Source organism: Halomonas sp. ND22Bw (assembly GCF_003011945.1).
GTDB classification, from domain to species: domain Bacteria; phylum Pseudomonadota; class Gammaproteobacteria; order Pseudomonadales; family Halomonadaceae; genus Halomonas; species Halomonas halophila.
This window is the reverse complement of sequence record NZ_PXWD01000748.1, coordinates 1-276: the sequence shown is the minus strand read 5'-3', so window position 1 is coordinate 276 and position 276 is coordinate 1. Positions and strand designations below refer to the sequence as shown.

1 protein-coding gene is annotated in these 276 nt (G+C 63.8%); it reads left to right on the top strand.

Annotated elements, in window-relative coordinates; all coding sequences use genetic code 11:
* Nucleotides 1-171: 171 nt before the first annotated feature.
* The coding region (locus CVH10_RS20120; protein ID WP_369335909.1) for a cyclic pyranopterin monophosphate synthase MoaC at nucleotides 172-276 on the top strand (105 nt) is incomplete at its 3' end.

The following is a 276-nucleotide window of genomic DNA, read 5'->3' as shown; positions in this document are numbered from 1 at the left end:
GGGCGTGCCCCGTTCCGTCCTCGCCGAATACGCCGAGGCCCATCTGTAACTCCCCCGATCCCCGTCCGGTCACGGGCGGGGATCAAATCCCCAACCGCGGGTCTACAATGGCAGGTCTTTTCCAGGAGTCATGCCGTGCTGACCCATCTCGATTCCCAAGGCCGTGCCAACATGGTCGATGTCACCGACAAGCAGGTGACCTTCCGTGAAGCCACCGCCGAAGCCCGGGTGCGCATGCGTCCGGAAACCCTCGATCTGATCCAGAGCGGTGGCCAT